This window comes from Pseudomonas sp. NMS19W (assembly GCF_051554255.1).
GTDB classification, from domain to species: domain Bacteria; phylum Pseudomonadota; class Gammaproteobacteria; order Pseudomonadales; family Pseudomonadaceae; genus Aquipseudomonas; species Aquipseudomonas kribbensis.
On record NZ_CP136718.1, the window covers coordinates 6,014,102 to 6,040,019 of the forward strand.

The following is a 25,918-nucleotide window of genomic DNA, read 5'->3' on the forward strand; positions in this document are numbered from 1 at the left end:
GCCGCGAGGGAATCAGCGGCGTCGGGAAGACGGGATCAGCGTTTGAACGCTGTCGACTGCTGTACTTGTTGCGCCACTTCAATCGGAGCATCGGCCTTGTTGGCCCACAGACTTTGCGCATAACCGGTGGTCACGACGCCAAGGCCGAACAAAATCACCAAAGTCCACAGCAAATCCGGTTTGCGTTTCATCGATTGCCCCCCTCAAGGCACATCATCACGATGACAGCAGCGGTTTCCATTCGTAGGCCGTGCAGCAGCGTCAAGCTTTAAAGGCCGGCATTTTGCGACAACGTGAACCTCTGCGCAAATGCTGGCGTCAACCGACTGTCGGTTTGTCATAAAATTGCCCGACAACCTGCCCAATGACCGTTTCAGGAGCAACCACCATGGCCTACTGGCTGATGAAATCCGAGCCCGACGAACTCTCGATCAAGGGTCTGGAAAAACTCGGCAAGGCGCGCTGGGACGGGGTGCGCAACTACCAGGCGCGCAACTTCCTGCGGGCCATGGCGGTGGGGGATGAGTTCTTTTTCTATCACTCCAGCTGCCCGGAGCCGGGGATCGCCGGGATTGGCAAGATTATTGAAGCCGCGTACCCGGATCCCACCGCACTGGAACCGGAGAGCCACTACTTCGATCCGAAAGCCACGCCGGAGAAAAACGCCTGGAGCGCGATCGATGTCGCCCATGTCGAGACGTTTGCCCGAGTGTTGAAGCTGGATTATCTGAAGCAGCAGACCGCGCTGGCCGAGATGCCACTGGTGCAGAAGGGCTCGCGGCTGTCGGTGATGCCGGTGACGGCCGAGCAGTGGGCGGCGGTTATCGCGCTGCGTTGACAGCGCCTTCGCAGGAGCCGGAATCCGACTCCTGCGGATCAAGCCTTACTGAATGATGAGGTTGTTGAACAACAGATCCTCGACCACCGGCTTGCCGGTCTCGTCATTCATCACTTGCTGGGTCTGCTTCAAGGCTTCCTGACGCAGCTTCTCCTTGCCTTCGATGCTGCCCATCGCGTCGGTGGTCTGCTGAGTGAACAGCGCCACCAGCTGATTGCGGATCAGCGGCTCGTTGGCCTTGACCAGTTTGGTCGCCTCGTCGCCGGTCACCCGCAACGCCACGTCGGCCTTGTAGACCTTGAGCTTCGGCGTGCCGTCCAACCCGTAGTTGCCCACGAACGGCGGACTCAGGGTGATGTAGTTGACCTTCGGCGCCTCGCCTTCTTTGGCTTCTTCGGCCAGCGCTGCCACAGGCAGAGACAGGGCCAGCAACAACATGATCCACGCTTTCACAATTCGCTCCTTATCCGGTTTGCGGCCTAGCATAACGACCCGCCGCGCAAGCACAAGCTTATGGCGGACTATCAGGGCCGGGCATGCTCGTTGACCCGTTGACTGCCACACCTACACTTATCGGCCATCACTCCCAAAGGAATAGCCCTGATGAAAGCCGTGCTGTGCAAAGCCTTCGGCCCTGCCGAATCGCTGGTGCTGGAAGACGTCGCCAGTCCTGTCGCGAAGAAGAATGAAATCCTGCTGGACGTGCACGCCGCCGGGGTCAACTTCCCGGACACGCTGATCATCGAGGGCAAGTACCAGTTCAAGCCGCCCTTCCCGTTCTCACCGGGTGGTGAAGCGGCTGGCGTGGTCCGCGAAGTCGGCGAAAAGATCAGTCACCTCAAGATTGGTGACCGGGTCATGGCCCTGACCGGCTGGGGCAGCTTCGCCGAGCAGGTCGCCGTGCCGGGTTATAACGTGCTGCCGATCCCGCCGTCGATGGATTTCAACACTGCCGCCGCGTTCAGCATGACCTACGGCACGTCGATGCACGCGCTCAAACAACGCGGCAACCTGCAACCGGGGAAACCTTGTTAGTGCTCGGTGCCTCCGGCGGCGTTGGCCTGGCCGCCGTGGAGATCGGCAAAGCCATGGGCGCCCGGGTGATTGCCGCCGCCAGCAGCGCCGAGAAACTCGCCGTGGCCAAAGCTGCCGGTGCAGATGAATTGATCAACTACAGCGAAACCAGCCTCAAGGACGAAATCAAGCGCCTGACCGACGGCCAGGGCGCCGACGTGATCTACGACCCGGTCGGCGGCGACCTGTTCGACCAGGCCATCCGCGCCATCGCCTGGAACGGCCGCCTGCTGGTGGTCGGTTTCGCCAGCGGACGCATCCCCGAACTGCCGGTCAACCTCGCCCTGCTCAAGGGCGCGGCCGTGCTCGGCGTGTTCTGGGGCTCCTTCGCCCAACGCCAGCCACAGGACAACGCGGCGAACTTCCAGCAACTGTTCGCCTGGTTCGCCGAGGGCAAGCTGAAGCCGCTGGTGTCGCAGGTCTATCCGCTGAGTGAGGCGGCACAGGCGATCAATGATCTTGGGCAGCGCAAGGCTGTGGGCAAGGTAGTCGTGCAGGTACGCTGACTCAACCGGCGATTCGGACGCCATGTCTGGATCGCCGTTCATTCCGCCGGACATTAAAGCAACTTGCGGACATCCTCCGGCAAAAACCTCGTGAACCTGCTCACCGGCCACTGTCGACAACGCCAGACTACGCCCTCCACGCTTCGGTTCAGCCTGGCAATCAGCGCAAGTCTTTCATCTTCCGCCAGCTGCGGCTTGAAGAGAGCGCTCGACAAATGGTCTCGGAGATAGTGAAACGGCGCAGAGTCGACCCATGAATATTCGGGCATTCGATTGAGCAGCTCGTTGAATTCTCGGCATTTCAGCTGCTGAACCCATTGGAGAGCACCTTCCGGCGCCTCGAGGAGAAAGACCATGGGGGCCACAATCTCCTGTGTGGCAGGCTTGCTGCCGTCAACCGTCCACGGCTTGAACCTCCACTGCGCTATCGCGTCCCTGGCCGCTTGCGCCAGATCCGGATGATCACTTTGCAGAATGCTGATTTCGCTCACCGAACCATCTGCATTGGCAATGAAGCGGACCTTTACGTCACCGGTAATTCCCGCTCTCGATAACGCAAGTGGGTAAACCGGCTTAGGGGTGTTATCCGGAATCAAAAATACTTCTCCCGCCTGAGCGGGGAAAATTACCAACAAAACGACAGCCATGATCCATTGCATCATTCCCGCACCTTCTGCACTGACGCGCCTTCTCGGCAGCATCACAAAGGTTACGGAGCAATGATTTTCAGCTGAATAGCGCGGCTTCTGCATTCTATGCAGGAAATTGCCCAAGCTTCGAAGGGAAATTGGGTGCAAGCGTGAAGGGATCATCCACCAGTAACTTTTCCGACGGACTATTTCCCTTGGCTTGCGTCCACCTCATCGCCCGGCAACAGGTGCTCCAAAACCTTCCGGCTATCAGCCTTGATAATCCGGCCCTTGTCGTCGAAGCGCAGCACGAGCATCCAGTCGTACACCTCGTCCGGCCATTTTTTCTGACCCATCAGGGCCGTGCTGTCGCCACCGAACGCACTGATCAGCTTGTTGATGCGCCCGTGGTGCCAGGCGATCAGGATCACTGGCGCCTGATTGCTCTTGCGCAACAGCTTGACCAGTTCATGCACGTCGCCGTTGATGTAGGGCTGCTCGATAGACAGGTTCAGGCGCTCGGCCAGCGGCGTCAGGGTCAAACGTGAGCGGGAGCTCTCGGGAGTGTCGCCGGCGGCAATCAGCCGTTCCGGGGTCAGCGTCTGGCCATCGAGCTTCAATGGATTGAAGTAGTCGGCATAGGCGCGGGCCCGCTCTTCGCCCCGGGCATTGAGCACCGAGCCTTCAGTCGGCTTTTCCGCATGGCGGATGATCAGCACCGTGGCATTGCGCAACCCGGACTGGGCCGGGTGATCGGCGTAAATCAATCCCAGCACCGCAGCGGCAATAACCGCCGCCGCCAATAATCGGCGCATGAGCATGCGAACCTTCAAAGCCATCATTCATCTCTGCTGATCAGTCGATCGACGGATCGCGAGTCTATGCCAGCCCATGTTCATAAGTGGTGAAAACGCCCTGTTCTTACAGCAGAGCGACAGGTTCGTAAAAGAACGTGCGACTTCCAACATTTTCCGCTGTTTTGCCGATGCGAACCGGTGCTATTTTCGGTAACGAAACTGTAACATTCGCATCCGCAGTCAAAACAAGAAATCTGGAGCTCTTGAATGTTTGCTTTCTTTCGACCTGCCGCACATCAGGCTCCATTGCCTGAAGAAAAAATAGACAGTACCTACCGACGCCTGCGCTGGCAGATCTTCGCCGGTATTTTCTTTGGCTATGCGGGTTACTACCTGCTGCGCAAAAACTTCTCCCTGGCCATGCCGTACCTGATCGACGAGGGTTACACCCGCGGCGAACTGGGTCTGGCGATGTCGGCCATCGCCATTGCCTACGGTCTGTCCAAGTTCCTCATGGGCCTGGTCTCCGACCGTTCCAACCCGCGCTACTTCCTGCCGTTCGGCCTGCTGGTTTCGGCGGGGGTGATGTTCATTTTCGGTTTCGCACCTTGGGCAACGTCCAGCGTGACCATGATGTTCATCCTGCTGTTCATCAACGGCTGGGCCCAGGGCATGGGCTGGCCGCCGAGCGGACGGACCATGGTGCACTGGTGGTCGCAGAAGGAGCGCGGCGGCGTGGTGTCCGTATGGAACGTGGCGCACAACGTCGGCGGTGGTCTGATCGGCCCGCTGTTCCTGATCGGCATGGGCCTGTTCAATGACTGGCACGCCGCGTTCTATGTACCGGCGGCGGTAGCTCTGGCGGTGGCGGCATTTGCCTTCATCACCATGCGCGACACCCCGCAATCGGTTGGCCTGCCGCCGATCGAGAAGTACAAGAACGACTACCCGGAAGGCTACGACGCCAGCCACGAAGACGAATTCAGCGCCAAGGAAATCTTCGTCAAATACGTGCTGCGTAACAAAATGCTCTGGTACATCGCCATGGCCAACGTGTTCGTCTACCTGCTGCGCTACGGCGTACTGGACTGGGCGCCGACCTATCTAAAGGAAGCCAAGCACTTCGACGTCGACAAGACTTCGTGGGCGTACTTCTTCTATGAGTGGGCGGGCATTCCGGGCACGCTGTTGTGCGGCTGGATGTCGGACAAGATCTTCCGTGGCAACCGTGGCCTGACCGGCATGGTGTTCATGGCCCTGGTGACCGTGGCGACCCTGGTTTACTGGCTGAACCCGGCCGGCAACCCGACCATCGACATGATCGCGCTGTTCTCCATCGGCTTCCTGATCTACGGCCCGGTGATGCTGATCGGCCTGCAGGCGCTGGAACTGGCACCGAAGAAAGCCGCCGGCACGGCCGCGGGCTTCACCGGTCTGTTCGGTTATCTGGGTGGTTCGGTCGCGGCCAGTGCAGCGATGGGCTACACCGTGGACCACTTTGGTTGGGATGGCGGTTTCGTGCTGCTGGTGGGCGCTTGCCTGCTGTCGATGGCCTTCCTGGCCCCGACCCTGTGGCACAAGCAAGTCGCCAGTCAGAGCCGCGAAGCAGTCGCCTGATCGGCCTTTGACTTGCAGCGCTTGAGCCGCGCCTCCAGATTCCGGTCTGGCATGGCGTGGCTGCGCAGGGCGTGAGCGGTCTGCTCGACATAATCGCGAGTGGTGCCGTAACGCCCACAAGCGCTTTCGAACACCTGGCTCAGCACGTGATCCGGCAGATTGCCGGCATAGCTGGGCAGGTGTCGCTCCAACACGAATCCCAAGGCCTGTACCTGGCTGCCATCTTCAAGACGGCAGTTGAGCCAGTGCGGGCGGTAGGACGGGAACGGCATCTCGCGTTTCCACAGCGCATACAGCGCACTGTCGAGGTTGTCTTCCGGCAACCGGTAGGCAAAGCCGCTGCACGAACCGCCGCGATCCAGACCGAATACCAGTCCCGGCATTTCCGGCGTACCGCGATGTTCGTGGGACCACAGGTACAGACCGCGATGGTAGCCATGCACCCGTCCGCGTACCCGCTCCACCGCCGAACACTCCGGCCGCCAGATCAGCGAACCATACGCGAACAGCCACACCGGACCGCCCTTGTGGCGTGCCATGGTCGATTGCATGGAAGCGAGAAGTTGTTCGTGAGTCAGCTGCGGCCCCAGATCGAGCCGCGGAGGGTAAGCCAGATTCAGAAAAGCAGATTCTATGGCTGTCATGACGGAAGTGTTCGGCCCCGCAAGTATTACAAGATGTAAGCACAATTCGCTTGATAGAACATATAGCAGTAACTGTAAAACGAAAAGTGCTAAAGGATGTATGACACCTTTGATAGCGCTAATCCGGGGTTATCCGCGAGGGCTATCTTGTTTGATATAGCCTAATACCATTGCGCAGATATCTTAAATACCCGAATGAAATATCGTTAAGCCCTCTCTTCGTTCAGGATTCGTTCATGAAGTCTCGGGATTTTTCCTACTAAAATTTCGGACTTCCCATATTTACCGTCGCTGATCGCCTGCGTAAAACGGCTTTCCTCTGGCGCAAGCCAACCCGTTCAACCGAGGCTGCACGATGAACATACCGAGGCTTTTGGCCGCACTTTTATTGATTCAGACCGGCCAGGCACTGGCTACGGATGACTCGCAAGAAGACAAAGGTTTCTGGTACGCACAAACCAGTGTCTACACCAAACATTACTCACCCGACCCCGAACACAATAATCATCAGGACTTGATCGGCATTGAACGCAATCAGGCTTCCGGCTGGGTATTTGGCGGGGCAACTTTCCGTAACTCGTTCAGCCAGCGCTCCAATTACGCCTATGCCGGCAAACGCTTCGAGAGCGCCGATTATCCGGTGTACGTGAAACTCACGGGCGGGTTGCTGCAGGGCTATCGGGGTGACTACAAGGACAAGATTCCGCTCAATCACTTCGGCGTTGCGCCGGTGATCATTCCGTCGGTCGGTACCCACTATGGCCCGCTGGGCGCCGAGCTGGTGTTTCTCGGCGCCAACGCGGCCATGGTGACGACGGGCGTACGCTTCTAAAGCGACTCAGGCAGACTCAAGAGCGCGGCTCAAGAGCGCGGCGCATACGCAAACACGTCGGCACGCATCTGGTGGGCATCCATCCCGGCTTCCACCAGCGCATCCAGCGTGCCGTAGACCATCGCCGGCGAGCCACTGGCGTAGACGTGCAGGGATTTCAGATCCGGGAAGTCCTCGCACACCGCCTCATGCAACATCCCGCAGCGCCCTTCCCAGCCACATTGGTCGCTGACGACTTTGTGCAGGAACAGGTTGGGCAGCTTCAGCCATTCGTCCCAATGTTCGATTTCATAGAAATCCTCCGGACGACGCACGCCCCAGTACAAATGCACCGGATGCTTGAAGCCGTTGGCCCGGCAATGTTCGATCAGGCTGTGGATCTGACCCATGCCGGTGCCGGCGGCGATCAGCACCAGCGGCCCGTCCGGCAGTTCCGCGAGATGGGTGTCGCCGAACGGCAGTTCGACCCGCACCATCGAATTGCGCTGCAGTTGCTCGATCAGGCTGAGGGCACTGGCTTCACGCGCCAGGACGTGGATTTCCAGGTCTCGCCCGCCGTGGGGCGCCGAGGCCATGGAAAAGGCTGATTTCTCGCCGCTCTCGCGTTCGATCATCAGGTACTGACCGGCGTGATAACGCGGCGGCTTGCCGGCCGGCGCCCGCAGGCGTACACGCCAGGTATCGCCACCGACGTCCCGGCATTCGATGACCTGACACGACAGGCTGCGCACCGGCAGTTCTCCCAGCGCGAGCACGCCATCCCACAGCAGGATGCAGTCTTCCAGCGGCTGCGCTATGCAAGTGTAGAACTCGCCGTGGTCATGCACCTTGCCGGCCTGTTCGACCCGGCCTTCCACCAGCAGCGCCGCGCATACATGACAATTGCCGTTGCGGCAACTTTGCGGGCATTCGTAGCCCAGGCGCCGCGCACCATCGAGAATCCGCTCTCCGGGCCGTATCTCGAGCACCGCTCCGGAGGGCTGCAGGGTTACACGCATCAATCTATTCCTAACTGATTCCAGATGGCATCGATCCGTTGGGTGACGGCATCATCCTTGACGATGACGCGGCCCCACTCGCGAGTGGTTTCGCCCGGCCACTTGTGGGTGGCATCCAGGCCCATTTTCGAGCCGAGCCCCGACACAGGCGAGGCGAAGTCGAGGTAGTCGATCGGCGTGTTGTCGATCATCACCGTGTCGCGCTTGGGGTCCATACGCGTGGTGATGGCCCAGATCACGTCGTTCCAGTCCCGCGCGTTGATATCGTCGTCGGTGACGATAACGAACTTGGTGTACATGAACTGTCGCAAAAACGACCAGACACCCAGCATCACGCGCTTGGCGTGGCCCGGATACGACTTCTTCATCGTCACCACGGCCATGCGGTACGAGCAGCCTTCCGGCGGCAGGTAGAAGTCGGTGATCTCCGGGAACTGCTTCTGCAGGATCGGCACGAACACTTCGTTCAGCGCCACGCCGAGAATCGCCGGCTCATCCGGCGGACGGCCGGTGTAGGTGCTGTGGTAGATCGGTTTGATCCGGTGAGTGATGCGCTCGACGGTGAACACCGGGAAGCTGTCGACTTCGTTGTAGTAACCGGTGTGGTCGCCGTACGGGCCTTCATCGGCCATCTCGCCCGGATGGATCACACCTTCAAGGATGATCTCGGCAGTGGCCGGCACTTGCAGGTCGTTGCCACGGCACTTGACCAGTTCGGTGCGGCTGTCGCGCAGCAGACCGGCAAAGGCGTATTCGGAGAGGCTGTCCGGCACCGGGGTGACGGCGCCGAGAATGGTCGCCGGATCCGCGCCGAGGGCCACGGACACCGGGAACGGCTGGCCCGGGTGCTTCTCGCACCACTCACGGAAGTCCAGCGCGCCGCCACGGTGGCTGAGCCAGCGCATGATGACCTTGTTGCGGCCGATCACTTGCTGACGGTAGATGCCGAGGTTCTGCCGGTCCTTGTTCGGGCCTTTGGTGACGGTCAGACCCCAGGTGATCAGCGGTGCCACGTCGCCCGGCCAGCAGGTCTGCACCGGCAGCATCGCCAGGTCGACGTCATCGCCTTCGATGACCACTTCCTGGCACGGCGCGTCTTTGACGACTTTCGGCGCCATCGCAATGATCTTGCGGAAGATCGGCAGCTTCGACCACGCGTCCTTCAAGCCCTTCGGCGGCTCCGGTTCCTTGAGGAACGCCAGCAGCTTGCCGATCTCACGCAGCTCGCTGACCGACTCTGCGCCCATACCCATGGCGACCCGCTCGGGGGTGCCGAACAGGTTGCCGAGCACCGGAATGTCATAGCCGGTCGGCTTCTCGAACAGCAGCGCCGGGCCCTTGGCCCGCAGTGTGCGGTCGCACACCTCGGTCATTTCCAGCACCGGCGAGACGGGAATCTGGATGCGTTTCAACTCTCCGCGCTGCTCAAGCTGCTGCACGAAATCCCGAAGATCCTTGAATTTCATTGACGATGGCACCCTCAAAATAGGCGTACATCCTACCTGCTATGCCGGTCGCTGGCAGCCCGTCACTGCTTACTTGGCTGCATTCACCTGGCCGTTACCCGGATTTTTGCCGGCCTGCAGGCTGACAAACAGCGGTTCGAGGATCGGCGCCACGAATCGAGCGCCGGCTTCCGACAGGTGATTGTCATCCTTGTACAGCGAATGGCCGTCGAGCTCGGCGCGACACAGATCGTTTTCATCGCACAGCCGTGGCGCCGGATCGATCACCCGCACCCTCGGATCCTGCGCCAATCGGGCGAACAAGTGGTTGATGAATGCCTGGCGCTTGTCATGCTCGCCGATAGCCAGGCCAACGCCGTCCACCGGGTGGCCCAGCATGGCAAGGCGCGTCAGGCGATACGGCGGGCTGAACGGCTGCAACGGCGCCTCTTTCACCAGCCAGACCCGATGCCCGCCCTCACGCAATTGAGCAAGCTGCGCGCGCAGGCCTTCGGCCAGGCGTTGCTCAGCGACGGCCCGGTCGTATTTGCCATCCGGCTTTCTGAGCGCATGGTCGAGATCGCCCTTGGCGTCGCCATACAGATAGAGGCTCCAACGCGCGACCAGCACCACATCGCTGATGCGCTGCGCGCTCAACCGCTGCTCGATACGCCGATTGAACCGCGCACAGGCCGCGTCGGTTTCCAGCCCTTCAACCGGAATACAACCGGCAGAGCTGGCGAGGGCCACGCTGACGCCATGAGCTTGCGCACCGTCCTCCAGCACTGGAATAAATGCCGTAGCGTGGCTGTCGCCCCAGACGATTGCCTGAGCTGGCAGGTTTTCTACACCGTAATGGCAGAACAGCCTGTCGTCCGGAGCCTTGTCATCCGTCAGGCACGCCATCTGTTCCGGCCGCCACTCGCGACCCTTGGCATATTGCAGCGCCTGTTCGGACAGGCGCGACGGCAAGCCATCGGTCCAGCGCAGGGCTTGCCCGGCCAGGCCGAGCACCAGGATGCCGCAGAAACCGGCCAGCAGAACCTGTCGGCGCCCGGCGAGCAGGCGACGCTCGCGGAACGGCGTTTCGACGAACTTCCATGACAGATAACCCAGCACCAGCGTCAACAGGATCAACCCTGCGATGTCCAAAACACCCGGTTCCTCGACGCTGGCATAGCTGGAAAATACGAACACCGGCCAATGCCACAAGTACCAGGAATAGGAAATCAGGCCGAGGCCGACCATCACCCGACTGCTCAGAAATCGACCGATCAGCGTCTCTCGATGACCGTTGGCCAGGATCAGCGCTACCACGCCCAGAACCGGCAGCAGCGCAGCGACACCGGGAAATGGCGTGTGCTTGTCGAACCCGAAGACTGCCAGCAGGATCAGCGCCATACCGAACAGGCTCAGCCACTGCGCAGCCATCGGTTTGAGACGCCACGAATGCCGGGGCGCCACGGCGAGCATCGCACCGGCCAGCAACTCCCACGCCCGCATCGGCAACAGGAAGAACGCCTTCTCCGGATAATGCTGAACCGCCCAAACGCTCAGCCCGAAGGACAGCAGCAATACGCCGAACAGAGCCAGCCGCCAGTGTTTCAGTCGGCTCGACAGCAAGGTCAGCAACAGCGGGAAAAGGATGTAGAACTGCTCTTCCACCGCCAGCGACCAGGTGTGCAACAGCGGCTTGAGATCCGACGCAACGTCGAAATAGCCGTCCTGACGCATGAACAGGATGTTCGAGACGAAAGTCACCTGGTAGCGCACCGAGCGCCCGAGTTCCTCGTAGTCCTTGGGTGCCAGCAGGAACCAGCCCACCGCCAGCACCGCGATGATCATTGCAAACAGCGCCGGCAGGATCCGCCGGGCACGCCGGGCCCAGAACTCGACGAAGCTGAAGCGCCCGGCCTGGCGCTGGTTCCAGATGATCGAGGTGATCAGGTAGCCGGAAATCACGAAAAACACGTCCACACCGACAAATCCGCCGGTGAATCCCGGGACGCCAAAGTGGAACAGCACCACGGCAATCACTGCGACTGCGCGCAAGCCGTCGATATCCCTTCGATAAGCGAGAGTGCTCATAAATCCTTGATGCCAATCAGATGGTTGTTTTTTGTACAGCCTCAGTCGCTGCGTCTTGTTTTGCCAACACACTGACCTTACCAGATCGTGAACCTCCCGCAGCCAGGACAAAAAACAGGCAAAAAAAGGCGCCCCCTGGGGACGCCTTTTTCCGGACTCGACCGACGATGTTACTTGCGCTTCATCGACAGGAAGAATTCGTCGTTGGTCTTGGTCGTTTTCAGCTTGTCGACCAGAAACTCGATGGCCGCCACTTCGTCCATCGGGTGCAGCAGCTTGCGCAGGATCCACATGCGCTGCAGTTCATCGTCGGCAGTCAGCAACTCTTCACGGCGAGTGCCGGACTTGTTGATGTTGATGGCCGGGAACACACGCTTCTCGGCGATGCGACGGTCCAGAGGCAGTTCCATGTTGCCGGTACCCTTGAACTCTTCGTAGATCACTTCGTCCATCTTCGAGCCGGTTTCAACCAGCGCGGTGGCGATAATGGTCAGCGAGCCGCCTTCTTCGATGTTACGCGCGGCACCGAAGAAACGCTTCGGCTTCTCCAGGGCGTGGGCATCGACACCACCGGTCAGCACCTTGCCGGAGCTCGGGATCACGGTGTTGTAGGCACGGGCCAGACGGGTGATGGAGTCGAGCAGGATCACCACGTCCTTCTTGTGTTCGACCAGGCGCTTGGCCTTTTCGATCACCATTTCAGCCACCTGTACGTGACGGGTCGGCGGCTCGTCGAAGGTCGAGGCAACCACTTCGCCGCGCACGGTGCGCTGCATTTCGGTCACTTCTTCCGGACGTTCGTCGATCAACAGCACGATCAGGTGAACTTCAGGGTTGTTACGGGCGATGTTGGCCGCGATGTTCTGCAGCATGATCGTTTTACCGGCTTTCGGCGGTGCAACGATCAGACCGCGCTGGCCTTTACCGATCGGGGCGCACAGGTCGATCACACGACCGGTCAGGTCTTCGGTGGAGCCGTTGCCGGCTTCCATCTTCATGCGCACGTTCGGGAACAGCGGGGTCAGGTTCTCGAAGAGAATCTTGTTCTTCGCGTTCTCGGGACGATCGAAGTTGATCGTGTCGACCTTGAGCAGGGCGAAATAACGCTCGCCTTCCTTCGGCGGCCGGATCTTGCCAACGATGGTGTCACCGGTGCGCAGGTTGAAACGGCGGATCTGGCTCGGCGAGACGTAGATGTCGTCAGGGCCGGCGAGGTAGGAAGCGTCAGCGGAGCGCAGGAAGCCGAAGCCGTCCTGGAGAATCTCCAGCACGCCATCACCGGAGATTTCCTCACCGCTTTTAGCGTGCTTTTTCAGCAGGGAGAAAATCACGTCCTGCTTGCGCGAACGGGCCATATTTTCTATGCCCATCTGTTCGGCCAATTCGAGCAGTTCGGTAATCGGCTTTTGCTTGAGTTCAGTCAGATTCATATAGGAATGACGTAATCATTTATGGAGGGGGGAAATTAAGCTTTTGGCTTAATGAGGCCGCGCCGCGGAGAAGGCGACAGGATCGCGTACTTGTTCGAAAAGGAGTGCGTCGGCGACGGCTAGCAGGGGGCAGTGGAGAAACCAGTGCGGGGCCGAATGTATCACCTGAGTTTCGGAGCGTCTAGCCCTGAATACGCAAAAAGCCCCGCAATTTGCGGGGCTTTTTGAGGACAATCTTTACCGCGACGCTTAGATGTTGGCGTCGAGGAAAGCAGCCAGTTGCGACTTCGACAGAGCGCCGACCTTGGTCGCTTCCACGTTGCCGTTCTTGAACAGCATCAGGGTCGGGATACCACGAACGCCGTACTTGGACGGGGTATCGGCGTTCTGGTCGATGTTCAGCTTGGCAACGGTCAGCTTGCCTTTGTAAGTCTCTGCAATCTCGTCCAGAACCGGAGCGATCATTTTGCAAGGGCCGCACCATTCAGCCCAGTAGTCGACCAGGACAGCGCCTTCGGCACTGAGTACGTCGGCTTCGAAGCTAGCGTCGCTAACGTGTTTGATCAGATCGCTGCTCATGGAATTCTCCAGGTTGTAAGCAAAAAAACGTGGCCCATCATAGCCGCCCTTCTCTTGTTCAGGAAGCCGCAGATGATTGAGTCTTGCTATGGCACTCGATGAGTTTGGGTATAGCTCAAGTCACGCGCCGGCGGGGGCGATGAAGGCGATTCCGGTGCGCAGGGCCGCGTTGCGCACGTGTTCCTGCATGGCTTTCTGGGCGGCAGCGGAAGCCCGGCGGGCCAGGGCGCGGAGGATTTTGCGGTGTTCCTGCCAGGTTTCCATGGCCCGTTCGGCGCGGATGAACGGTAACTTCTGGCTCTCCAGAAAGATCTCGGCGCTGGCGGTGAGAATGCTTAGCATCGCCTGATTGCCGCTGGCCCGCAGGATCCGCTGGTGGAATTCGAAGTCCAGTTTCGCCGCTGCCTCGAAGTCGCCGGCACGCAGTTGCTCACGCATGGCGGCGACGTTGTCTTCCAGTTCGTCCAGATCGAACGTGCTCAGCGTCACAGCCGCCAGCCCGGCCGCGAAGCCTTCCAGCGCATAACGCAACTGGAAGATCTCCAGCGGCGAAGCCTGGGCTGCGAACGGCCAGGCCGGCGCGCCCTCCCCCGCGGCAACTCCACCGGCGACTGCACGAACACGCCCTTGCCCGGCTGGATGCTGACCACCCCCAGCGCACTCAAGGACGACAACGCCTCGCGCAACGACGCCCGGCTGACCCCCAGCTGCACCGCCAGATCCCGTTGCGAGGGCAACGCATCGCCGGGGCCAAAACCCTGCTCGGTAATCAGTTTGCGGATCGCTTGCAGCGCCACTTCGGGTACGGCGCGGGAGATCGAGTTCATGGTTTTCCAGACGGGCCAGGCCAAGGTGCGGCCAGTTGTAAAGCTATTCGAGGCATCAGGCAAGTCGTGCCCCAGCGGGGTTCGACGGTGCGCATGGATGCGCTATCGCAGTGCGAAACCCGACCTGACTGTTCAGACCAGTAAGACCGAACAAACCCGCTAAACCCGTGGCTTTGCGGGGCCAGACCGCTGGCTTGGCACGGCCCGTGCTCTGTCCGATCGCAGATTTCACTTCCCGCCGATCCGGAGATTGTCCATGACGAAGCGTTACAGCGCCCTCCTCGCCGCCCTGTTTGCCGGTCTGATGCTGAGCCAGGCCCCCGCCCATGCCGACGGTCTGGACGACGTAGTCAAACGCGGCACCTTGAAAGTCGCCGTGCCTCAGGACTTCCCGCCCTTCGGCTCGGTCGGCCCGGACATGAAGCCGCGCGGCCTCGATATCGACACCGCGAAACTGCTGGCCGAGCAGCTCAAGGTCAAACTCGAGCTGACCCCGGTCAACAGCACCAACCGCATCCCGTTCCTCACCACCGGCAAGGTCGATCTGGTGATTTCCAGCCTCGGCAAGAACCCCGAGCGCGAGAAGGTCATCGACTTTTCCCGTGCCTACGCGCCGTTCTACCTCGCCGTATTCGGCCCGCCGGACGCAGCCGTCAGCACCCTGGACGACCTCAAGGGCAAGACCATCAGCGTCACCCGTGGCGCCATCGAAGACATCGAACTGACCAAGGTCGCCCCCGAAGGCGTGACCATCAAGCGCTTCGAAGACAACAACTCGACCATCGCCGCCTACCTCGCAGGCCAGGTCGACCTGATCGCCAGCGGCAACGTGGTGATGGTCGCAATCAGCGAAAAGAACCCGAAACGCGTACCGGCGCTGAAAGTGAAGCTCAAGGATTCGCCGGTCTACGTCGGCGTGAACAAGAACGAGCCGGCGCTGCTGGGCAAGGTCAACGAGATCCTGGCCAGCGCCAAGGCTGACGGCGCGCTGGAAAAGAATGCGCAGACCTGGCTCAAAGAGCCGCTGCCGTCCGACCTCTGACCGGCGACGCGGGAGACTTTCATGGCCTATCAGTTCGATTTCTTGCCGGTGGTGGAAAACACCGACCTACTGCTGCACGGGGCGCTGTTCACCCTTGAGCTGACGGCCATCGGCGCGCTGTTTGGCGTAGGCGTGGGCATCGTCGGGGCGCTGGTGCGGGCGTGGAACATCCGCCCGTTCTCGGCGATTTTCGGCGTGTATGTGGAGTTGATCCGCAACACGCCGTTTCTGGTGCAACTGTTCTTCATCTTCTTCGGCCTGCCGTCCCTCGGCGTGCAGATTTCCGAGTGGCAGGCGGCGGTGCTGGCGATGGTGATCAACCTCGGCGCGTACTCGACCGAGATTATCCGCGCCGGCATCCAGGCGATTCCGCGCGGGCAACTGGAAGCCGCGGCTGCACTGGCGATGAGCCGTTTCGAAGCGTTCCGCCACGTGGTGCTGCTGCCGGCGCTGGGCAAGGTCTGGCCGGCCCTGAGCAGCCAGATCATCATCGTCATGCTCGGCTCGGCGGTGTGTTCGCAGATCGCCACCGAGGAATTGAGCTTCGCCGCCAACTTCATTCAGTCGCGCAACTTCCGCGCTTTTGAAACCTATGCCCTGACCACCCTCATTTATCTGTGCATGGCGCTGCTGATCCGTCAGTTGCTGAACTGGCTCGGTCGGCGCTACCTGTCGAAAAGCAGCGCAAGGAGCAGCCAATGAGCGACTTCACGTTCTGGGACATCCTGCGCAACCTGCTCACCGGCCTGCAATGGACGCTGGCTCTGTCACTGGTGGCGTTCATCGGCGGCGGGATTGTCGGGTTGCTGATCCTGGTGATGCGCATTTCGAAAAACCCACTGCCGAGCAGCATTGCCCGCACCTGGATCGAACTGTTCCAGGGCACGCCGTTGCTGATGCAGCTGTTTCTGGTGTTCTTCGGCGTAGCGCTGGCCGGGGTGGAGATTTCGCCGTGGATGGCGGCGGCGATTGCCCTGACGCTGTTTACCAGCGCCTATCTGGCGGAGATCTGGCGCGGTTGCGTCGAGGCGATTCCCAATGGCCAGTGGGAAGCTTCGTCGAGCCTGGCGCTCAATCCGCTGGAGCAACTGCGCTACGTGATCCTGCCGCAAGCGCTGCGTATTGCGGTGGCACCGACCGTGGGCTTCTCGGTACAAGTGGTCAAGGGCACCGCCGTGACCTCGATCATCGGCTTCACCGAGCTGACCAAGACCGGCGGCATGCTCGCCAACGCCACTTTCGAACCGTTCATGGTCTACGGCCTCGTTGCCGCCGGTTACTTCCTGCTCTGCTACCCCTTGTCCCTCAGTGCGCGCTACCTGGAAAGGAGACTGCATGCCTCTGCTTAGAATTTCCGCCCTGCATAAATACTACGGCGATCACCACGTGCTCAAAGGCATCGACCTGAGCGTCGAGGAAGGCCAGGTGGTGGCGATCATCGGCCGCAGCGGCTCGGGCAAATCCACCCTGCTGCGTACCCTCAACGGCCTTGAGTCGATCAACGACGGTGTGATCGAGGTCGACGGCGAATACCTCGACGCCGCCCGCGCCGACCTGCGCAGCCTGCGGCAGAAAGTCGGGATGGTGTTTCAGCAGTTCAACCTGTTCCCGCATCTGACGGTGGGCGAAAACGTGATGCTCGCGCCGCAGGTGGTGCAGAAAGTGCCCAAGGCCAAGGCTGCGGAACTGGCGCGGCAGATGCTGGAGCGCGTCGGCCTGGGTGAAAAATTCGATGCGTTCCCGGATCGGCTTTCCGGGGGCCAGCAACAGCGCGTGGCGATTGCCCGGGCGCTGGCGATGTCGCCCAAGGTCCTGCTGTGCGACGAGATCACCTCGGCGCTGGACCCGGAACTGGTCAACGAAGTGCTCAGCGTGGTCCGCCAGCTCGCGAAGGAAGGCATGACGCTGATCATGGTCACCCACGAAATGCGCTTCGCCCGGGAGGTCGGGGACAAACTGGTGTTCATGCACCAGGGCAAAGTGCACGAGGTGGGCGACCCGAAGGTACTGTTTGCCGACCCGCAGACGCCGGAGCTGGCGAATTTCATCGGAACCGCAGAAGCCACAGGCTGAAAGCAGGCCGTCAGTGCGCTAAATCAAGGGTTTGAACCATGCGCGTTGGCGGCAGCCTTTGATCGTGGCACGATGTCAGGGTTATCGACCGAGACCCCCAGACCATGCCGCATTCCCAAGCCAAGAATCTGTCCCTGATCGCCGCGATCGACCTGGGCTCCAACAGCTTCCACATGGTCGTGGCCAAGGCCCAGAACGGCGAAATCCGTATTCTCGAACGTCTCGGGGAGAAGGTTCAGCTGGCCGCCGGCATCGACGATGAGCGCCATCTCAACGAAGAATCCATGCAACGCGGGCTCGATTGCCTGAAGCGTTTTGCCCAACTGATCAACGGTATGCCGCTGGGCGCCGTGCGGATCGTCGGCACCAACGCCCTGCGCGAAGCGCGCAACCGCCTGGAGTTCATCCACCGCGCCGAAGAAATCCTCGGCCACCCGGTGGAAGTCATCTCCGGCCGTGAAGAGGCGCGCCTGATCTACCTCGGCGTGTCCCACACCCTCGCCGACACCCCGGGCAAACGTCTGGTCGCCGACATCGGCGGCGGCAGTACCGAATTCATCATCGGGCAGCGATTCGAACCGCTGCTGCGTGAAAGTCTGCAAATGGGCTGCGTGAGTTTCACCCAGCGCTATTTCAAGGACGGCAAGATCACCCCGGCCCGCTACGCCCAGGCCTACACGGCGGCGCGGCTGGAAATCATGAGCATCGAACACGCCCTGCATCGCCTGACCTGGGATGAAGCCATCGGCTCCTCGGGCACCATCCGCGCCATCGGCTTGGCACTGAAGGCCGGCGGACACGGCACCGGCGAAGTGAATGCCGAAGGCCTGGCGTGGCTCAAGCGTCGCCTGTTCAAGCTCGGCGACGTCGACAAGATCGACTTCGAAGGCATCAAGCCTGACCGCCGCGCGATCTTCCCGGCCGGCCTGGCGATTCTCGAAGCAATCTTCGACGCCCTCGAACTGCAACGCATGGATCACTGCGAAGGCGCGCTGCGTGAAGGCGTGCTCTACGACCTGCTCGGCCGCCATCATCACGAAGACGTGCGCGAACGCACCCTGACCTCGCTGATGGAGCGCTACCACGTCGATCTGGAACAGGCCGCGCGGGTCGAGCGCAAAGCCCTGCACGCGTTCGATCAAGTGGCTGTCGACTGGCAGCTGGACGACGGCATCTGGCGCGAACTGCTGGGCTGGGCGGCGAAAGTGCACGAAGTCGGGCTCGACATCGCTCACTACCACTACCACAAGCATGGCGCCTACCTGATCGAGCACTCGGACCTCGCCGGCTTCTCCCGCGAAGACCAGCAAATGCTTGCCCTGCTCGTGCGTGGCCACCGCCGCAACATCCCCAAGGACAAGTTTGCCGAATTCGGCGAAGACGGCGACAAGCTGATCCGCCTGTGCGTGCTGCTCCGTTTTGCGATCCTGTTCCATCACATTCGCGGCACCCAGACCATGCCGCAGGTCGCGCTGCATGCCAATGGCGACAACCTCGACGTGGAATTCCCGGAGAACTGGCTGGATGAGAATCAGCTGACCCAGGCGGATTTTGCGCTTGAGGCGGAGTGGCTGACTCGGGTGGGGATCGTACTGACCGTGCACTGAGTAACCGGCAGGCACAAAAAAGGCGATCCTTTCGGATCGCCTTTTTATTGGGTGTTCGGCTGGATTCAGGTGGGGTGCTTAAGATCGAACCCCCTCACCCCAACCCTCTCACCCAAGGGGGGCGAGGGGGAAAGGGGGCAGATCTTCATGCTTTTCCGGACCTGAGCTCGACTCGATTTCTCAGGTCGATGTATCGCGAGAGACACCTCGGTCAGTCCCCTCTCCCCCTGGGAGAGGGCTAGGGTGAGGGTGCTTTTAAGCGCTTAGCTGCTCACCGGCAAAATCGGGCTACCCAACCTTTCCAACAACGTCGCCTGCGCACTGCGCGGGTTCTGGTTGCCGGTCGGCGTGTTGCGGATGTAGCGGCCGTCCGATTGCAGGCTCCAGCTGTGGGTGTTGTCGGTCAGGTACAGCTCCAGCTCTTTCTTGACCCGGGTCAGCAGCTTCTTGCCTTCCACCGGGAAGCAAGTCTCGACGCGCTTGTCGAGGTTGCGTTCCATCCAGTCGGCGCTGGACAGGAACATCTGCTCCTCGCCGCCGTTGAGGAAGTAGAACACCCGGGTGTGCTCAAGGAAGCGGCCGATGATCGAGCGCACGTGAATGTTGTGCGAAACCCCGGCGATGCCCGGACGCAGGCAGCACATGCCGCGCACCACCAGGTCGATGCGCACGCCGGACTGGCTGGCCTTGTACAGCGCGCGGATGATCTTCGGATCGGTCAGCGAGTTGAACTTGGCGATGATGTGCGCCGGCTTGCCGTCGAGCGCGAATTGCGTCTCGCGGGTGATCATGTCGAGCATGCCCTTCTTCAGGGTGAACGGCGCGTGCAGCAGCTTCTTCATGCGCAGCGTCTTGCCCATGCCGATCAACTGGCTGAACAGTTTGCCGACGTCTTCGCACAAGGCGTCGTCGGAGGTCAGCAAGCTGTAGTCGGTGTACAGACGGGCGTTGCCGGCGTGGTAGTTACCGGTGCCAAGGTGCGCGTAACGCACGATCTCGCCGGCCTCGCGACGCAGGATCAGCATCATCTTGGCGTGGGTCTTGAAGCCCACCACGCCGTAGATCACCACCGCACCGGCCGCTTGCAGTCGGCTGGCCAGCTGCAGGTTGGATTCTTCGTCGAAGCGTGCACGCAGCTCGATGACCGCCGTCACTTCCTTGCCGTTACGCGCGGCGTCCACCAGCGCATCGACGATTTCCGAGTTGGCGCCGGAACGGTACAGGGTCTGGCGCACGGCCAGAACGTGCGGGTCTTTGGCAGCCTGGCGCAGCAAATCGACCACCGGGGTGAACGACTCGAACGGGTGCAGCAGCAGGATGTCCTGTTTGCTGACGACGCTGAAAATGTTCTCGCTGTTCTGCAGCAGTTTCGGGATCTGCGGCGTGAACGGCGTGTATTGCAGCTCCGGATGGCTGTCCAGGCCAGTGATGCTGAACAGACGCGTCAGGTTCACCGGACCGTTGACCTGATACAGCTCGGTCTCGCTCAGGTTGAACTGCTTGAGCAGGTAGTCCGACAGGTGTTTCGGGCAAGTGTCGGCGACTTCCAGGCGCACGGCGTCGCCGTAACGACGGGAGAACAGCTCGCCACGCAGGGCGCGGGCCAGGTCTTCGACGTCTTCGGAATCGAGCGCAAGGTCGGCGTTCCGGGTCAGGCGGAACTGGTAGCAGCCCTTTACCTTCATGCCCTGGAACAGGTCATCGGCGTGAGCGTGGATCATCGACGACAGGAACACATAGTTGTCGCCAGGGCCGCCGACTTCTTCCGGCACCTTGATAATCCGCGGCAGCAGACGCGGCGCCGGGATGATCGCCAGACCGGAGTCGCGACCGAAGGCGTCGATGCCTTCGAGCTCGACGATGAAGTTCAGGCTCTTGTTCACCAGCAACGGGAACGGGTGCGTCGGGTCGAGGCCGATCGGGGTGATGATCGGCGCGATCTCGTCGCGGAAGTAACGGCGCACCCAGGTCTTGAGCTTGGTCGTCCAGTAACGGCGACGGATGAAGCGGACCTGATGCTTTTCCAGCTCCGGCAGCAGGATGTCGTTGAGGATCGCGTACTGGCGGTCTACATGACCGTGCACCAACTCGCTGATGCGGGCCAGGGCCTGATGCGGTTGCAGGCCGTCGGCGCCGGCCTGTTCACGGGCGAAGGTGATCTGTTTCTTGAGGCCGGCGACGCGGATCTCGAAGAATTCGTCGAGGTTACTGGAGAAGATCAGCAGGAACTTCAGCCGCTCCAGCAACGGATAGGACTCGTCCAGCGCCTGTTCCAGCACGCGGATGTTGAACTGCAGTTGCGACAATTCCCGGTGGATATACAGGCTGCTGTCATCCAGGCCGGGAATCGCGATCACCGGCGCTGCCGCGGCAGACTCGGTGGCCGGCGCGGGTGGCGCAGGCTCCAGTTCCGGCGGGGTTTCGGTAATCTGCTCGACCACGGGTTGAGCTTCTTTTACGGCAACTTCAGTGAGTCCTTCGGTATTCATCGAATGTTCCTGGGAGGGCTATTTCTGCTCTCGTAACAATTGAGCGGCACGGACAGCAAAGTAAGTCAGGATGCCATCAGCGCCGGCACGTTTAAAGGCGGTCAGGGATTCGAGGATCACGCCTTCGCTCAACCAGCCATTCTGGATCGCCGCCATGTGCATGGCGTATTCGCCGCTAACCTGATAGACGAACGTCGGCACTTTGAAGGCATCTTTTACCCGGAACAAAATATCCAGGTAAGGCATGCCGGGTTTGACCATGACCATGTCCGCGCCTTCAGACAAGTCCGCGCCCACTTCGTGCAACGCTTCGTCGCTGTTGGCCGGGTCCATCTGGTAGGAAGCCTTGTTCGCCTTGCCCAGGTTCGCGGCCGAACCCACGGCATCGCGGAACGGGCCGGAATAGGCGCTGGCGTACTTGGCCGAGTAGGCCATGATCCGCACGTTGACGTGACCGGCCAGCTCCAGCGCCTCGCGGATCGCCTGGATGCGACCGTCCATCATGTCCGACGGGGCCACCACCTGGGCGCCAGCGGCGGCGTGGGACAAGGCCTGTTTGACCAGTGCATCGACGGTGATGTCGTTCTGCACATAGCCTTCTTCGTCGAGGATGCCGTCCTGACCGTGAGTGGTGAACGGGTCGAGGGCGACATCGGTGATCACCCCCAGCTCCGGGAAGCGGTCACGCAGGGCGCGGGTGGCGCGCTGGGCGATACCTTCGGGATTCCAGGCTTCGGCGGCATCGAGGGATTTGAGTTCAGGTGGCGTGACCGGGAATAGCGCCAGCGCCGGAATCCCCAGCTCGACCCATTTCGCCGCTTCTTCAAGCAGCAGGTCGATGGTCAGGCGCTCGACACCGGGCATCGAGGCCACGGCTTCGCGACGGTTTTCACCGTCGAGCACGAACACCGGCAGGATCAGGTCATCGACCGTCAGCACGTTCTCACGCACCAGCCGCCGGGAAAAATCATCACGACGATTGCGACGCAGGCGGGTGGCAGGGAACAGGCGGTTGGCTGGGGTAAAGCTCACGGCAGACTCCTGAGCCCGCGCAGACGGGCGAGTGTGGCAGTTATAAGCGGCCATTATGACGGTCGTATTACAGTTATGTGCACCCCTGTGACATGTAGCCGCAATCCATTGTCGTTGTAGGAAATGTTAACGTCGAGACACATTTCGACACTTTCCTGAATGTGTCCGAAGGGTTAGGCTGCGCGTTCATTTCGCCAGCACCCAGACAATGCTCCAACAATTTCTGCATGACTTCGGCTACTTTGCCCTGTTTCTCGGCACGTTCTTCGAAGGCGAAACCATCCTGGTGCTCGCGGGCTTCCTCGCGTTCCGTGGTTACATGGACATCAACCTGGTGGTGGTCGTGGCGTTCTTCGGCAGTTATGCCGGCGATCAGCTGTGGTACTTCCTGGGCCGCAAGCACGGGCGCAAGTTGCTGGCGCGCAAACCGCGCTGGCAAATGATGGGCGACCGCGCGCTGGAGCACATCCGCAAGCACCCGGACATCTGGGTCCTGAGCTTCCGCTTCGTTTACGGCCTGCGCACGGTGATGCCGGTGGCGATCGGCCTGTCGGGCTACCCGCCGGGACGCTATCTGCTGCTGAACGGCATTGGCGCGGCGATCTGGGCTGCCGCCCTGGCCGCTGCCGCGTACCACTTCGGCGCGGTACTCGAAGGCATGCTGGGCAGCATCAAGAAATATGAACTGTGGGTGCTCGGCGCGCTGCTGGTGCTGGGTGTCGGCCTGTGGCTGCGCCGCCGGTTCAAGAATGCCCGGCTGGCCAAGAAGGTCTACGAGGACGAGCAGGCCGAACAACTGGCCAAGGCCGAACGGCACAAAGCCGAACAGGCCAAATCCGCCGAACCTAAGACGCCAGCCGAGTAATCCGCTGGCGGCAGCAATACAGCCCGATGCCACTGAGCAGGCTGTAACCGAGCAGGCCGACCCAAACCTCTGGGCCGGCCGGCCATAGCCCGACCTGCGGCGCCAGCCACACCAGCGGCAGATTCAACGCCAGCCGCAGCAGCTCCAGCCTCAACGCCCACGGGCGATTCTCCAGGGCCGCGCCCAACACGAACAAACCGAACGCCACCGCGCCCCAGCCCAGTACCAGAGCGCCGGTCGACAGGCTGCGCTCCAGATTCATCAGGTAACTGCCCAGCGCCACGTACACGCCGAATTGCAGCAGCACGTACCACTGCTGTCGGGCGCCCAGCGGCACCTCGAATTTGCGGAACCGGCTCAGGTCCGGCTTGTGCATCGGGTACTTCGCCGCCACGTCCGCCGGACGCCATCCGGTACGCATGAACCAGATCCGCAGCTTGTCCCGTTTGCTCCCTGCGCGGCGCGCGTCGTCCCACAGCTGCGCGTAGAACTGCACATTGGCCCACAGCGGATTCCAGCTCGCCAGCGGTGTGGTCACGCCGAAAATCACCGGTTCGTTGTCGTCTTCTTCCTGAAACGAGCCGAACAGCCGATCCCAAATAATGAACACCCCGCCGTAGTTGCGATCCATGTAGAGAGCGTTCTGTGCATGGTGGGCCCGATGATTGGACGGCGTGACGAAGATCCATTCGAACCAGCCGAGCTTGGGAATGTGCTTTGTATGCACCCAGAACTGATACAGCAGATTCATCGCCGCGACACTGACGAACACCAGCAGCGGCACGCCGAGCACGGCCATCGGCAGGTAAAAGATCCAGCCCAGCAGAAACCCGGTGCTGGTCTGGCGCAAGGCGGTGGAAAGGTTGTAGTCCTCGCTCTGGTGATGCACCGAATGCGCCGCCCAGAGAATGTTCCGTTCGTGGCCCATGCGGTGCAGCCAGTAGTAGCAGAAGTCGTAGAGGACAAAAGCGAAGACCCACACCCAGACACTGTCCACCGGCAACCTGAGCAGCGCCAGATGCTCCAGGGCAAAACCGTAGGTCACCAGCCCCACGCCTTTGGTCAGCAGGCCGGTGGTGGTCGACAACACCCCGGTGCTGATGCTGTTCACCGCATCGGCCAGGCGATAATTGCTCACCCCGCGCCAACGGTCGGCGATCAGCTCTGCCACGATCAATACGAAGAAAAACGGCACCGCATACAGAATGAAGTTCATGACGCGCCCTGATCGAGATCCGTGTGCACAGATCCTAGGTGTAGCCACGGCTTGGCCCTATGGCAACGAACGACAAATTAGTGGACATTTAGCGCCATGAATCTGGAGAGAAAGCCATGAGCAAAAAAGTTGCAGTGATCCTGTCCGGTTGCGGCGTGTACGACGGCGCCGAGATCCACGAAAGCGTCATCACCCTGTTGCGCCTCGATCAACGCGGCGCCCAGGTGCAGTGTTTCGCCCCGGACATCGCGCAATTGCATGTGATCAACCACCTCACCGGCAAAGAGATGCCCGAGTCGCGCAACGTGCTGGTGGAGTCGGCGCGCATCGCCCGGGGCAACGTCAAGGATGTCCGTGAAGCCGATGTCGATGATTTCGATGCGCTGATCGTGCCCGGCGGTTTTGGTGCAGCGAAGAACCTGTCGAACTTCGCCGTCGACGGCGCCGGCTGCTGCGTTCAGCCGGACGTACTGGCGCTGACCGAGGCGTTTGCCGAAGCGGGCAAACCGGTGGGCCTGATGTGCATTTCCCCGGCACTGGCCGCGAAGATCTACGGCCCGGGCGTGACCTGCACCATCGGCAATGACGCGGAGACGGCCAAGGCCATCGGCAAGATGGGCGCCACCCACGAAGACTGCACAGTGACCGACATCATCGAAGACAAGGCACGCAAACTCGTGACCACCCCGGCCTACATGCTGGCGCAGTCGATCAGTGAAGCGGCTTCGGGGATCAACAAGCTAGTGGATCGCGTACTTGAGCTGACCCACGAAAACGACGCCTGATTGGCGATAGGATCGTTCCCACGCTCTGCGTGGGAATGCTCAGAGATTCAGGATTGGCGCGCCAGCCGCGTCAGGATCCGATCCAGCGCATTGGCGAACGCCTGCTTCTCCCGGTCACCGAACGGCGCCGGGCCGCCGCTGACCTGGCCCTGCTCACGCAGATCGGTGAACAGGTTGCGTGTCGCCAGTCGTTCACCCATGTTCTGCGCGTCGAACTCCTTGCCTCGCGGGTCCAGCGCTGCAACGCCCTTCTTCACCAGCCGGTCGGCCAGCGGAATGTCGCTGCAGATCACCAGTTCGCCCGGCACCGCGTGCTCCACCAGATAATCATCCGCCGCATCCGGGCCGCTCGGCACCACGATCAGTTTGACGATCGCCAGTGCCGGCTTGCTCTGAGGCTGCCCCGCCACCAGCACCACCTCGAAGCGGCGCTTGAGGGCGAACTTGACCACCAGTTCCTTGGCCATCTTCGGGCAGGCGTCGGCATCGATCCATACGCGCATCA

24 protein-coding genes and 2 pseudogenes are annotated in these 25,918 nt (G+C 61.1%); 11 read left to right on the plus strand and 15 right to left on the minus strand.

The features are described from left to right. Positions 1-35: 35 nt before the first annotated feature. A complete protein-coding gene (locus R1A29_RS27645; protein WP_007911192.1) occupies positions 36-191 on the minus strand; it encodes a hypothetical protein in 156 nt (51 codons plus the stop codon). Between the two features lie 197 nt (positions 192-388). Between R1A29_RS27645 and R1A29_RS27650 the strand changes: the two genes are divergently transcribed. Then, positions 389-838, plus strand: a complete 450-nt coding sequence (locus tag R1A29_RS27650; RefSeq protein WP_114886223.1) for an EVE domain-containing protein — start codon at positions 389-391, stop codon at positions 836-838. A 45-nt stretch (positions 839-883) separates the two neighbouring features. On the opposite strand, the gene R1A29_RS27655 is transcribed toward R1A29_RS27650, so the two are convergent. Beyond that, positions 884-1,291 (minus strand): flagellar basal body-associated protein FliL, encoded by a 408-nt coding sequence (locus R1A29_RS27655; RefSeq protein ID WP_065259922.1) that lies wholly within the window; start codon positions 1,289-1,291, stop codon positions 884-886. A gap of 150 nt (positions 1,292-1,441) precedes the next feature. Here R1A29_RS27655 and R1A29_RS27660 point away from each other — a divergent pair. Continuing rightward, positions 1,442-2,418, plus strand: a pseudogene (locus R1A29_RS27660) (NADPH:quinone oxidoreductase family protein). A 53-nt stretch (positions 2,419-2,471) separates the two neighbouring features. On the opposite strand, the gene R1A29_RS27665 reads toward R1A29_RS27660, so the two are convergent. Together R1A29_RS27665 and R1A29_RS27670 are read right to left on the minus strand one after the other, a co-directional pair. After that, entirely contained in the window at positions 2,472-3,077 is a 606-nt protein-coding gene (locus R1A29_RS27665) for an energy transducer TonB (protein WP_438300098.1), read from the minus strand. Between the two features lie 176 nt (positions 3,078-3,253). Continuing rightward, positions 3,254-3,886 carry a flagellar basal body-associated protein FliL gene (locus tag R1A29_RS27670; protein ID WP_438300099.1) on the minus strand — a complete coding sequence of 211 codons (633 nt, stop codon included), beginning with the start codon at positions 3,884-3,886 and terminating at the stop codon, positions 3,254-3,256. Between the two features lie 225 nt (positions 3,887-4,111). Between R1A29_RS27670 and glpT the strand changes: the two genes are divergently transcribed. Then, complete coding sequence (glpT, locus tag R1A29_RS27675) at positions 4,112-5,461, plus strand: glycerol-3-phosphate transporter (protein WP_085708965.1); 1,350 nt, start codon at positions 4,112-4,114, stop codon at positions 5,459-5,461. On the opposite strand, the gene R1A29_RS27680 is transcribed toward glpT, so the two are convergent. Continuing rightward, positions 5,437-6,105, minus strand: a complete 669-nt coding sequence (locus tag R1A29_RS27680; RefSeq protein WP_085708964.1) for a gamma-glutamylcyclotransferase — start codon at positions 6,103-6,105, stop codon at positions 5,437-5,439. The two genes, glpT and R1A29_RS27680, sit on opposite strands and share 25 nt — an antisense overlap. Positions 6,106-6,460: 355 nt before the next feature. On the opposite strand from R1A29_RS27680, the gene R1A29_RS27685 reads away from it, so the two are divergent. After that, on the plus strand, positions 6,461-6,937 hold the full coding sequence (locus R1A29_RS27685; RefSeq protein ID WP_438300100.1) for a sn-glycerol-3-phosphate transporter: 477 nt from the start codon (positions 6,461-6,463) through the stop codon (positions 6,935-6,937). Positions 6,938-6,966: 29 nt separating this feature from the next. On the opposite strand, the gene R1A29_RS27690 is transcribed toward R1A29_RS27685, so the two are convergent. The 6 genes and pseudogenes from R1A29_RS27690 to R1A29_RS27715 form a co-directional block, all read right to left on the minus strand. After that, positions 6,967-7,935 carry a CDP-6-deoxy-delta-3,4-glucoseen reductase gene (locus tag R1A29_RS27690; protein WP_085708962.1) on the minus strand — a complete coding sequence of 323 codons (969 nt, stop codon included), beginning with the start codon at positions 7,933-7,935 and terminating at the stop codon, positions 6,967-6,969. Continuing rightward, the gene (gene ubiD / locus R1A29_RS27695; protein WP_007951823.1) at positions 7,935-9,401 is read right to left on the minus strand and encodes a 4-hydroxy-3-polyprenylbenzoate decarboxylase; all 1,467 of its coding nucleotides are present in this window, start codon (positions 9,399-9,401) and stop codon (positions 7,935-7,937) included. The genes R1A29_RS27690 and ubiD overlap by 1 nt, the downstream gene beginning before the upstream one ends. A gap of 69 nt (positions 9,402-9,470) precedes the next feature. Continuing rightward, entirely contained in the window at positions 9,471-11,468 is a 1,998-nt protein-coding gene (locus R1A29_RS27700) for an acyltransferase family protein (RefSeq protein ID WP_438300101.1), read from the minus strand. Between the two features lie 170 nt (positions 11,469-11,638). Beyond that, entirely contained in the window at positions 11,639-12,898 is a 1,260-nt protein-coding gene (gene rho / locus R1A29_RS27705) for a transcription termination factor Rho (RefSeq protein WP_007951825.1), read from the minus strand. Between the two features lie 249 nt (positions 12,899-13,147). After that, entirely contained in the window at positions 13,148-13,477 is a 330-nt protein-coding gene (gene trxA / locus R1A29_RS27710) for a thioredoxin TrxA (protein ID WP_438300102.1), read from the minus strand. A 120-nt stretch (positions 13,478-13,597) separates the two neighbouring features. Next, a pseudogene (locus tag R1A29_RS27715) lies at positions 13,598-14,304 on the minus strand (FadR/GntR family transcriptional regulator). Between the two features lie 256 nt (positions 14,305-14,560). Between R1A29_RS27715 and R1A29_RS27720 the strand changes: the two are divergent. The 5 genes from R1A29_RS27720 (at position 14,561) to ppx (ending at position 19,026) form a co-directional block, all read left to right on the plus strand. After that, the gene (locus R1A29_RS27720; protein ID WP_438300103.1) at positions 14,561-15,346 is read left to right on the plus strand and encodes a transporter substrate-binding domain-containing protein; all 786 of its coding nucleotides are present in this window, start codon (positions 14,561-14,563) and stop codon (positions 15,344-15,346) included. Between the two features lie 21 nt (positions 15,347-15,367). Next, a complete protein-coding gene (locus R1A29_RS27725) occupies positions 15,368-16,048 on the plus strand; it encodes an amino acid ABC transporter permease (protein ID WP_438300104.1) in 681 nt (226 codons plus the stop codon). Next, positions 16,045-16,695, plus strand: a complete 651-nt coding sequence (locus R1A29_RS27730) for an amino acid ABC transporter permease (RefSeq protein ID WP_085708957.1) — start codon at positions 16,045-16,047, stop codon at positions 16,693-16,695. The genes R1A29_RS27725 and R1A29_RS27730 overlap by 4 nt, the downstream gene beginning before the upstream one ends. Beyond that, a complete protein-coding gene (locus R1A29_RS27735) occupies positions 16,682-17,419 on the plus strand; it encodes an amino acid ABC transporter ATP-binding protein (RefSeq protein ID WP_438300105.1) in 738 nt (245 codons plus the stop codon). The genes R1A29_RS27730 and R1A29_RS27735 overlap by 14 nt, the downstream gene beginning before the upstream one ends. 104 nt (positions 17,420-17,523) lie before the next feature. Further along, positions 17,524-19,026, plus strand: a complete 1,503-nt coding sequence (gene ppx, locus R1A29_RS27740; protein WP_438300106.1) for an exopolyphosphatase — start codon at positions 17,524-17,526, stop codon at positions 19,024-19,026. A gap of 263 nt (positions 19,027-19,289) precedes the next feature. Here ppx and ppk1 read toward each other — a convergent pair whose 3' ends face one another. Both ppk1 and hemB read right to left on the minus strand, forming a co-directional pair. Continuing rightward, positions 19,290-21,515, minus strand: coding sequence for a polyphosphate kinase 1 (gene ppk1, locus R1A29_RS27745; protein ID WP_438300107.1), 2,226 nt, complete (start codon positions 21,513-21,515; stop codon positions 19,290-19,292). A gap of 18 nt (positions 21,516-21,533) precedes the next feature. Then, a complete protein-coding gene (gene hemB / locus R1A29_RS27750; protein WP_438300108.1) occupies positions 21,534-22,547 on the minus strand; it encodes a porphobilinogen synthase in 1,014 nt (337 codons plus the stop codon). 208 nt (positions 22,548-22,755) lie between these two features. Between hemB and R1A29_RS27755 the strand changes: the two genes are divergently transcribed. Further along, a complete protein-coding gene (locus R1A29_RS27755; RefSeq protein WP_085708953.1) occupies positions 22,756-23,412 on the plus strand; it encodes a DedA family protein in 657 nt (218 codons plus the stop codon). On the opposite strand, the gene R1A29_RS27760 is transcribed toward R1A29_RS27755, so the two are convergent. Continuing rightward, on the minus strand, positions 23,393-24,628 hold the full coding sequence (locus R1A29_RS27760; RefSeq protein WP_438300109.1) for a sterol desaturase family protein: 1,236 nt from the start codon (positions 24,626-24,628) through the stop codon (positions 23,393-23,395). The two genes, R1A29_RS27755 and R1A29_RS27760, sit on opposite strands and share 20 nt — an antisense overlap. A 116-nt stretch (positions 24,629-24,744) precedes the next feature. Between R1A29_RS27760 and elbB the strand changes: the two genes are divergently transcribed. Further along, positions 24,745-25,413 carry an isoprenoid biosynthesis glyoxalase ElbB gene (elbB, locus tag R1A29_RS27765; protein ID WP_438300110.1) on the plus strand — a complete coding sequence of 223 codons (669 nt, stop codon included), beginning with the start codon at positions 24,745-24,747 and terminating at the stop codon, positions 25,411-25,413. 47 nt (positions 25,414-25,460) lie between these two features. Here elbB and R1A29_RS27770 read toward each other — a convergent pair whose 3' ends face one another. Continuing rightward, positions 25,461-25,916, minus strand: coding sequence for a YaiI/YqxD family protein (locus R1A29_RS27770; RefSeq protein WP_085746828.1), 456 nt, complete (start codon positions 25,914-25,916; stop codon positions 25,461-25,463). Between the last annotated feature and the right edge of the window lie 2 nt (positions 25,917-25,918).

Bases quoted from the DNA above. Each gene is read 5' to 3' on its own strand.
- R1A29_RS27735 (WP_438300105.1), top strand. From the start codon at position 16,682: ATGCCTCTGCTTAGAATTTCCGCCCTGCATAAATACTACGGCGATCAC.
- R1A29_RS27755 (WP_085708953.1), top strand. From the start codon at position 22,756: ATGCTCCAACAATTTCTGCATGACTTCGGCTACTTTGCCCTGTTTCTC.
- R1A29_RS27645 (WP_007911192.1), bottom strand. From the start codon at position 191: ATGAAACGCAAACCGGATTTGCTGTGGACTTTGGTGATTTTGTTCGGC.
- R1A29_RS27760 (WP_438300109.1), bottom strand. From the start codon at position 24,628: ATGAACTTCATTCTGTATGCGGTGCCGTTTTTCTTCGTATTGATCGTG.
- glpT (WP_085708965.1), top strand. From the start codon at position 4,112: ATGTTTGCTTTCTTTCGACCTGCCGCACATCAGGCTCCATTGCCTGAA.
- R1A29_RS27685 (WP_438300100.1), top strand. From the start codon at position 6,461: ATGAACATACCGAGGCTTTTGGCCGCACTTTTATTGATTCAGACCGGC.
- ppx (WP_438300106.1), top strand. From the start codon at position 17,524: ATGCCGCATTCCCAAGCCAAGAATCTGTCCCTGATCGCCGCGATCGAC.
- R1A29_RS27680 (WP_085708964.1), bottom strand. From the start codon at position 6,105: ATGACAGCCATAGAATCTGCTTTTCTGAATCTGGCTTACCCTCCGCGG.
- R1A29_RS27725 (WP_438300104.1), top strand. From the start codon at position 15,368: ATGGCCTATCAGTTCGATTTCTTGCCGGTGGTGGAAAACACCGACCTA.
- elbB (WP_438300110.1), top strand. From the start codon at position 24,745: ATGAGCAAAAAAGTTGCAGTGATCCTGTCCGGTTGCGGCGTGTACGAC.
- ppk1 (WP_438300107.1), bottom strand. From the start codon at position 21,515: ATGAATACCGAAGGACTCACTGAAGTTGCCGTAAAAGAAGCTCAACCC.
- R1A29_RS27730 (WP_085708957.1), top strand. From the start codon at position 16,045: ATGAGCGACTTCACGTTCTGGGACATCCTGCGCAACCTGCTCACCGGC.
- R1A29_RS27690 (WP_085708962.1), bottom strand. From the start codon at position 7,935: ATGCGTGTAACCCTGCAGCCCTCCGGAGCGGTGCTCGAGATACGGCCC.
- R1A29_RS27665 (WP_438300098.1), bottom strand. From the start codon at position 3,077: ATGCAATGGATCATGGCTGTCGTTTTGTTGGTAATTTTCCCCGCTCAG.
- ubiD (WP_007951823.1), bottom strand. From the start codon at position 9,401: ATGAAATTCAAGGATCTTCGGGATTTCGTGCAGCAGCTTGAGCAGCGC.
- rho (WP_007951825.1), bottom strand. From the start codon at position 12,898: ATGAATCTGACTGAACTCAAGCAAAAGCCGATTACCGAACTGCTCGAA.
- R1A29_RS27650 (WP_114886223.1), top strand. From the start codon at position 389: ATGGCCTACTGGCTGATGAAATCCGAGCCCGACGAACTCTCGATCAAG.
- trxA (WP_438300102.1), bottom strand. From the start codon at position 13,477: ATGAGCAGCGATCTGATCAAACACGTTAGCGACGCTAGCTTCGAAGCC.
- R1A29_RS27770 (WP_085746828.1), bottom strand. From the start codon at position 25,916: ATGCGCGTATGGATCGATGCCGACGCCTGCCCGAAGATGGCCAAGGAA.
- R1A29_RS27720 (WP_438300103.1), top strand. From the start codon at position 14,561: ATGACGAAGCGTTACAGCGCCCTCCTCGCCGCCCTGTTTGCCGGTCTG.
- R1A29_RS27670 (WP_438300099.1), bottom strand. From the start codon at position 3,886: ATGGCTTTGAAGGTTCGCATGCTCATGCGCCGATTATTGGCGGCGGCG.
- R1A29_RS27700 (WP_438300101.1), bottom strand. From the start codon at position 11,468: ATGAGCACTCTCGCTTATCGAAGGGATATCGACGGCTTGCGCGCAGTC.